At 64.7% G+C, this 6397-nt stretch carries 9 protein-coding genes; 7 read left to right on the top strand and 2 right to left on the bottom strand.

Annotated features, from left to right (window positions below):
• Window positions 1-283: 283 nt before the first annotated feature.
• Window positions 284-931, bottom strand: coding sequence for a TetR/AcrR family transcriptional regulator (locus AC0L25_RS09690; protein ID WP_473595287.1), 648 nt, complete (start codon window positions 929-931; stop codon window positions 284-286).
• Between the two features lie 113 nt (window positions 932-1044).
• Between AC0L25_RS09690 and AC0L25_RS09685 the strand changes: the two genes are divergently transcribed.
• The 6 genes from AC0L25_RS09685 (at window position 1045) to AC0L25_RS09660 (ending at window position 4609) form a co-directional block, all read left to right on the top strand.
• On the top strand, window positions 1045-1275 hold the full coding sequence (locus AC0L25_RS09685; RefSeq protein ID WP_473595286.1) for a hypothetical protein: 231 nt from the start codon (window positions 1045-1047) through the stop codon (window positions 1273-1275).
• A gap of 118 nt (window positions 1276-1393) precedes the next feature.
• Window positions 1394-2635, top strand: a complete 1242-nt coding sequence (gene argJ / locus AC0L25_RS09680) for a bifunctional glutamate N-acetyltransferase/amino-acid acetyltransferase ArgJ (RefSeq protein WP_473595285.1) — start codon at window positions 1394-1396, stop codon at window positions 2633-2635.
• Complete coding sequence (locus tag AC0L25_RS09675) at window positions 2635-3414, top strand: GNAT family N-acetyltransferase (RefSeq protein WP_473595284.1); 780 nt, start codon at window positions 2635-2637, stop codon at window positions 3412-3414. Before argJ ends, AC0L25_RS09675 begins: the two co-directional genes overlap by 1 nt.
• Window positions 3411-3833 (top strand): (deoxy)nucleoside triphosphate pyrophosphohydrolase, encoded by a 423-nt coding sequence (locus AC0L25_RS09670; RefSeq protein WP_352955426.1) that lies wholly within the window; start codon window positions 3411-3413, stop codon window positions 3831-3833. The genes AC0L25_RS09675 and AC0L25_RS09670 overlap by 4 nt, the downstream gene beginning before the upstream one ends.
• 111 nt (window positions 3834-3944) lie before the next feature.
• Window positions 3945-4331, top strand: a complete 387-nt coding sequence (locus tag AC0L25_RS09665) for a hypothetical protein (RefSeq protein ID WP_473595283.1) — start codon at window positions 3945-3947, stop codon at window positions 4329-4331.
• A 98-nt stretch (window positions 4332-4429) separates the two neighbouring features.
• Complete coding sequence (locus tag AC0L25_RS09660; protein WP_473595282.1) at window positions 4430-4609, top strand: Flp family type IVb pilin; 180 nt, start codon at window positions 4430-4432, stop codon at window positions 4607-4609.
• Window positions 4610-4658: 49 nt separating this feature from the next.
• Here the strand turns inward: AC0L25_RS09660 and AC0L25_RS09655 are convergent, their stop codons facing one another.
• Window positions 4659-5531, bottom strand: coding sequence for a methyltransferase domain-containing protein (locus AC0L25_RS09655; RefSeq protein WP_473595281.1), 873 nt, complete (start codon window positions 5529-5531; stop codon window positions 4659-4661).
• Between the two features lie 53 nt (window positions 5532-5584).
• On the opposite strand from AC0L25_RS09655, the gene AC0L25_RS09650 reads away from it, so the two are divergent.
• Window positions 5585-6385, top strand: coding sequence for a ComF family protein (locus AC0L25_RS09650; protein ID WP_473595280.1), 801 nt, complete (start codon window positions 5585-5587; stop codon window positions 6383-6385).
• The last annotated feature ends 12 nt before the right edge of the window (window positions 6386-6397 follow it).

The raw sequence follows: 6397 nt of genomic DNA, 5'->3' as shown, positions 1-6397 counted from the left end.
CGCCGCCGGGCCGGGGGGGGGGGGGGGGGGGGGGGGGGTTGGTGGGTTTCCCCCTCTGGGGGGGGGTTTTTTTTTCCGGGGGGGGGCCCCCCCCCCCCCGCGGGGGGGGGGTGGGGGGCCCGCCCCCCCCCCGGAGAGGGGGCTTCGTAGAGCGCGGCCCCCTCTCCGTCTCGGCTTCGCCGAGCCACCTCTCCCCACTTTTGTGGGGCGAGGAACCCAAGCTGGATGAAGGCCGAGGTCCTTCCCCCGCCGACATCTCCCCGCAAGAGGGAACTTTCTCTACCTATCCTACAATGCGTCGACGCCTTGAACGCTGCCGGATCGCCGGCGGCGAGTTCGCCGGTGGAGCGATGCCCTTCAACACATAGCCAACCGCCCTGCGCAGCGTCGTTTCATCTTCGTCGAGGCGATTGGTCAAAAGATGCGTCCAGGCAAATGAGGCGACCAGGTCGGCGACGAGCGTGGATTCGACGTCGGCCGCCACTTCGCCTCTTGCCTTGGCGCGTTCGATCATCTGGCCGGTATGGGCATGGCGTCCTTTCGTGTATTCGACCAGCACGGCGGCTACGGTCGCATCCGACTGCGCCTCAGCGATCAGCGATCTGAAGACGCTGCCTGACGATGTGTCATGCCAGTGCGAGAACAGGTTCTTCAGGAAGCCGACGAGATCATCCTCGAGGTTTCCGGTGTCGGGGTTCTCGACGCGCTTTAGCCGCTGATAGACGTCGAACAGCAAAGCGGCCTTGCTCGGCCACCAGCGATAGATCGTAGGCTTTCCCGCACGCGCCCGCCGCGCCACCGCTTCGATCGAGAAGCCGGAATAACCGGCCTCGACCAGCACCGCCTCGGCGGCGTCGAGAATGGCGTCGGCGCTGTCGGGGTTGCGCCGTGCGCCCGTTGATTTGCGGGCCCGGTCTGCGTCCTCACCCATCTGCTTTTTTCCTTATCGGCAAGTTTTCCTCAGCATGCATATACGACCTCTTGACGAAACGGAACGGCCCGTTTCATATAACGGAACGTTTCGTAACGATAAGGAGAGAGCCAATGACCTCGACCGCCGCCCGCTTCTCGCGCCTCCGCTTTGCCCTGCTGGTGCTTGCCGGCGCCTATCCGCTGATCACCGCCATCCTCTACGTCGTGTTCCCGCTGACCGAAGAATGGGAGATCTGGCAGCGCACGCTGGTCATCGCCCCGCTGATGGTCGCGATCATGATCTGGGGCATCATTCCGGGCGTGCAGAAGATGTTCCGGAGGTTCCTCAATCCTGCCCAATAAAGGAAGCGTGGTGCGGGCAGTTCGGTGTGGTCCGCAACGGTCGGGAAAACGCCCTTGCACCAGCGCCCGCTATCGGGCAAACCGGCGTTCCCTTGCGATTTTCCCGCCCGAGGTCTTCATGTCAGCCACGATTTCGCCGCTCGCGCCGAAAAAATATCCTAAAATGCCTGACATCGAGGGCGTCCGCATCGCCACCGCCGAGGCCTGGATAAAGTACAAGAATCGCACCGACCTGCTTACCATGGTCTTCGATGCCGGCACCACGGTCGCCGGCGTGTTCACCAAGTCGAAATGCCCGTCGGCGCCGGTCGATTTCTGCCGGCAGAATCTTGCGCAGGGCAAGGCGCGCGTCCTGGTCGTCAATTCCGGCAACGCCAATGCCTTCACCGGCAGCAAGGGCCGAGCTTCCACGGCAATGACCGGCGAGGCTGCAGCCAAGGCTGCCGGCTGCACGCCGGACGAGGTGTTTCTGGCCTCGACCGGCGTCATCGGCGAGCCGCTGGATGCCGGCAAGTTCAGCCATCTGCTCGCCGGACTGGTCAAGGACGGCAGGCCGGACCTGTGGACCGAAGCCGCCAAAGCGATCATGACCACGGACACCTATCCGAAACTGGCGACCGCGACGGTGAAGCTCGGCGATGCTGATGTCACCATCAACGGCATTGCCAAGGGCGCCGGCATGATCGCGCCCGACATGGCGACGATGCTCTCCTTCATCGCCACCGATGCGCCGATCGCAGCCCCCGTGCTGCAGAATCTTTTGTCGCGCGGCACGGCCAAGACCTTCAATGCGGTCACCGTCGACAGCGACACCTCGACCAGCGACACGCTGCTGATGTTCGCCACCGGCACGGCATCCAGGCGCGGCGCGCCTGATATCACCGATGCCGGGGATGCGCGCCTCGGCGCCTTTCGCCGCGCGCTCGGCAAAGTGCTGAAATCGCTGGCGCTGCAAGTGGTGCGCGACGGCGAGGGCGCGCGAAAACAGGTTGAGGTCACCGTCACCGGCGCGAAATCGGCGCGCTCGGCCAAGCGCATCGCGCTGTCGATCGCCAATTCGCCGCTGGTCAAGACGGCGGTCGCCGGCGAGGACGCCAATTGGGGCCGCGTCGTCATGGCCATCGGCAAGGCCGGCGAACCGGCCGACCGCGACCTTTTGTCGATCTGGTTCGGCGACATCAGGCTGGCGCATGAGGGCGAGCGAGACGCCGCCTACTCAGAGGAGGCGACATCGGCCTACATGAAGCGCGACGAGATCCGCATCCATGCCGATATCGGCATCGGCCGCGGCAAGGCGACGGTGTGGACTTGCGACCTCACCAAGGAGTATGTCGCCATCAACGGCGATTATCGGAGCTGATGGCGTTGGTTTCCAGACATCCGGCAAGCGTGCTTGCCATCGTGCGCCGCTACGAGGCGGCCGGCTTTCGCGCCTGGCCCGCGGCGGCCGTCCATTATGACGGCACTTGGGTGGTGCGGCTGACGGCGGGTCATCCGGCCAAGCGGCTGAATTCGGTCAACCCGCTCGATCCGGGCGACATCCAGCACATTGCCGAGCGCATCGGCCGCGCCAGCCGCCGTTTCGACGCCTATGGCCGGCCGTTGACCTTTCGCATATCGCCGCTGTCGGGGCCGGTCCTTTCCAAACATCTCGACGGCGAAGGCTGGAGCACATTCGACGAATCGCTGGTCATGCGGCTGCCGCTGGCAGACGCCCAGCTCGACGCCGCCATGGACCAAATCCCGCTGAAGGACATCAGCCGCTTCATCGGCGCGTTGCTCAAGGTGAGCGGCTCGGATGTGTCGCTGCGGCCGGGCCTGTCGGAGATCATCGGCGCCATCCAGCCGGAAGCCGGGCTGTTCGCGCTCGAAAAGGGCACCGAACCGCTGGCGACGCTGATCTGCGTCCACGATGGCGATCTTGCCGGACTGTTCGAGATCGCCACCGACAGATCGGTACGCAACCAGGGCCATGGCCGCCACCTCATCCTGTCGGCGCTGAAATGGGCACGGCTGCGCGGCGCCCGGGAAGCCTGGCTGCAGGTCGAGGCCGACAATGCGCCGGCGCTGGCGCTTTATCGTTCGCTCGGGTTCGACGAAGTCTATCGTTACCACTATCGCCGGCCACCCGGCGCATGACCGGCGTGAACCCTGTCGGCAAACGCCTGCTCCTGGTCGCAGCCTGCGCGCTGGTCGATACCGACGGCCGCGTGCTTCTGGCGCAGCGGCCCGAAGGCAAGCAGCTCGCCGGCCTGTGGGAGTTTCCGGGCGGCAAAGTCGAGCCCGGCGAGACGCCGGAAGAATGCCTCATCCGGGAGTTGTACGAGGAGATCGGCATCGAGACCGACATTCCCTGCCTGGCGCCGTTCACCTTCGCCAGCCATTCCTACGATGATTTTCACCTGCTGATGCCGCTGTTCGTCTGCCGTCGCTTCCGCGGCATCGCGCAGCCGAAGGAGGGGCAGGTGCTCAAATGGGTGCGGCCGCGTCAGATGCGCGATTTTCCGATGCCGCCGGCCGACGCGCCGCTGATCCAGTTCCTCATCGATCTTCTGTGATTGTGCTGTCCGAGACTTAGACAACGTTAATGGAAGATTTATCTTGCCGTGAAAAATTGACGGCATGGAAATCGAAGGAAGGCCGTGTTCAGGCCTTCGGAGGGCGGTTGCATGAGCCTCGACAGGGACTGGGATTCGATCCGACCCGACCGCAGCTTCGCTGTCCATGCCGGCATGGGCATATTGCGGATCACGCTTTTGTTCGGCTCGGCCGCGGTGGCGCTGGCCTTGATCGCGACGCCCTTGCTCGACAGCCGGACGCGATTGCAGCCCGCCCGCGATCATTTTGCCGGCGGCCTCGATGGAATGAGCACAGGATCGATTGGGAGCCCAGGATCGGTCGGGAGCACAGGCTCGATTGGAAACACGGGCTCGATTGGAAACACGGGCTCGATCGGCCATCGTGGGACCTACACGCTGCGTAGGAGCGTGCTGCAGCCGCTGCCCAGTTCGGTCTGCGTGATACGCGACAATGGCAGGCGCAGCGGCGACTGCTGACATGGTTTAAAGCAGCCGTTTCATCGCCTGTTAAGCCTGTGCCGTTAACCTTTCTTAACAGGTCGGCGCTAGGGTTCCGGCAAGCGGGATCGACGGCCATGAGAACATTGCTGCAACGATTTTTGAAAGACGAGACCGGCGCGACGGCCATCGAATATGGGCTGATCGTGACCGTGCTGTCGCTCACCATCATAGGCGGCATCGGCCAAGCCGCTGACGCATTGGCGTGGCTGTTCAGCGACAATTCCAGCAAGCTTGTAAACGCTTTCGCGCAGTGATCGCGACCGGCCACCAGCATCCCACAAAAGTCCGTCGACAGAAATCCGGTCAACGCCCGCCGGGGTTTTCCAGTATTGTCTTCAGCGATATTTTCGCCGAGCCCGGCTTCAGTGGCTTTTGCTGCGAGGCATCGGGCGCCCAGCCTGACAGCCAGACGATCGGAAAACTCGCCCTGACGCGACCATCGGCATCCGAAAATCGCTCGGCGTAGATTTCGGCGGCGCGGGCAAACAACTTTCGTGTGCCCGGTCGCCTGCTGCGGTCGACGAGCACGCTGGTCTCGCCCATCACCCGCAAATCCGCCATCAGGCCGAACAGGGAATCGTAGCGCACCGTCACCGTCTCAACGTCGGCGACGGGCAAGGCCAGGCCGGCGCGTTGCAAAAGCGCGCCGGCGTCGCGCACGTCGGTGAACGGGATGGCGCGCGGGCTGGCGCCGCCGTAAAGCTCGGTCTCGGCGGCGAGCAGGCTTTCACGCAGTTCGGAAAGCGTACCGGCGCCGGCAAAAGCGCCGAGGAAAAGACCATCGGGCTTCAGCGCGCGGCGGATCTGCACCAGCATGCCGGGAATGTCGTTCATTGCCTGAAGCGACAAAAGAGACACGGCGAGGTCGAGGCTTTCCGGCTCGAACGGCACGGTCTCCAGCGGCGCCACCAGTCCTGCTGCATTGTCCAGGAACGCAGCGTCCGCCTCTACGCGTATGATGTCCGCCACCTTGCCGCTTGTCGCGAGCACGTCGACCGCCGCCAGCGTCTGGCAAAACAGCACGGCCGCTCTGTCAAATTTGCGCTCGACGGCGCCCAGCCGCTCGGCAAGCTCCTCGGCCGCCCGCCGCATCAGGAAATCCGCGCCGGGAGCCGGACGGGCGAGCGCCCGGCGCTTGTGCGCCAGCCAGAGAGAGGTATCGACAATAGGTTGCAACTGACGGTTCCTGGTTTCCGCCCTCTGATATAGGGTGGCGGAGGACCAACCACGTGGCCGATCCGATGCCAGAGATCAAGCGTATTGAGATCAGGAGTATTGTCCGAAAGGCACTGGACTGGCCGGCGCGCATCCTGTTTCCGCCGGTTTGCGCCGGCTGCCGACGGCATGTCTCGCAGCCCGGCGTGCTGTGCGGCGCCTGCTGGCCGAAGCTCAGGCTCCTGGAGCGGCCATGGTGCCCGGTGATGGGCACGCCGTTCATCCATCACATGGGCGAGGGGTTCCTGTCGGCCGAGGCGATCGCCGACCCGCCGCCGTTCGAGCGCGCACGGGCGGCGGTCGCTTACTCCGGTGTCGCCCGCCAGATGGTGCAGGGGTTGAAATACCAGGATCGCACCGATCTGGCGCCGTGGATGGCGCGCTGGATGCTGCGCGCCGGTGCAGAACTGGTTGCTGAGGCCGATGTGGTCGTGCCGGTGCCGCTGCACTGGCGGCGTTTTTTCAGGCGCCAGTTCAACCAGTCGGCCGAACTGGCAAGGGCGGTATCGCAGCTTGGCGGCCTGCCTTTTGCGCCCTCCGCTGTCAGGCGCGTCAAGCTCACCCGCCAGCAGGTCGGGCTGGAGCGACGTGAACGGGAGGAGAATGTGCGTGCCGCATTCAGAGTGCCGGAGGAGGCCGAGATCGAGATCGCCGGCCGCCGGGTGCTCTTGATCGACGACGTCTATACCACCGGCGCCACTGTCCGCGCGGTCGCCAAGGCGCTGAAGAAGGGCGGTGCCGGGACGGTCGACGTGCTGACCTTTGCGCGCGTGCTGCCGGGGGACTTTCGGGCCGACGAGTCCGCGACTATATAGATTGAAGAAAGG

This window comes from Mesorhizobium sp. WSM4813, from assembly GCF_055811555.1.
The sequence above is the reverse complement of the archived record's forward strand: the minus strand, read 5'-3'. Positions and strand labels throughout refer to the sequence as shown.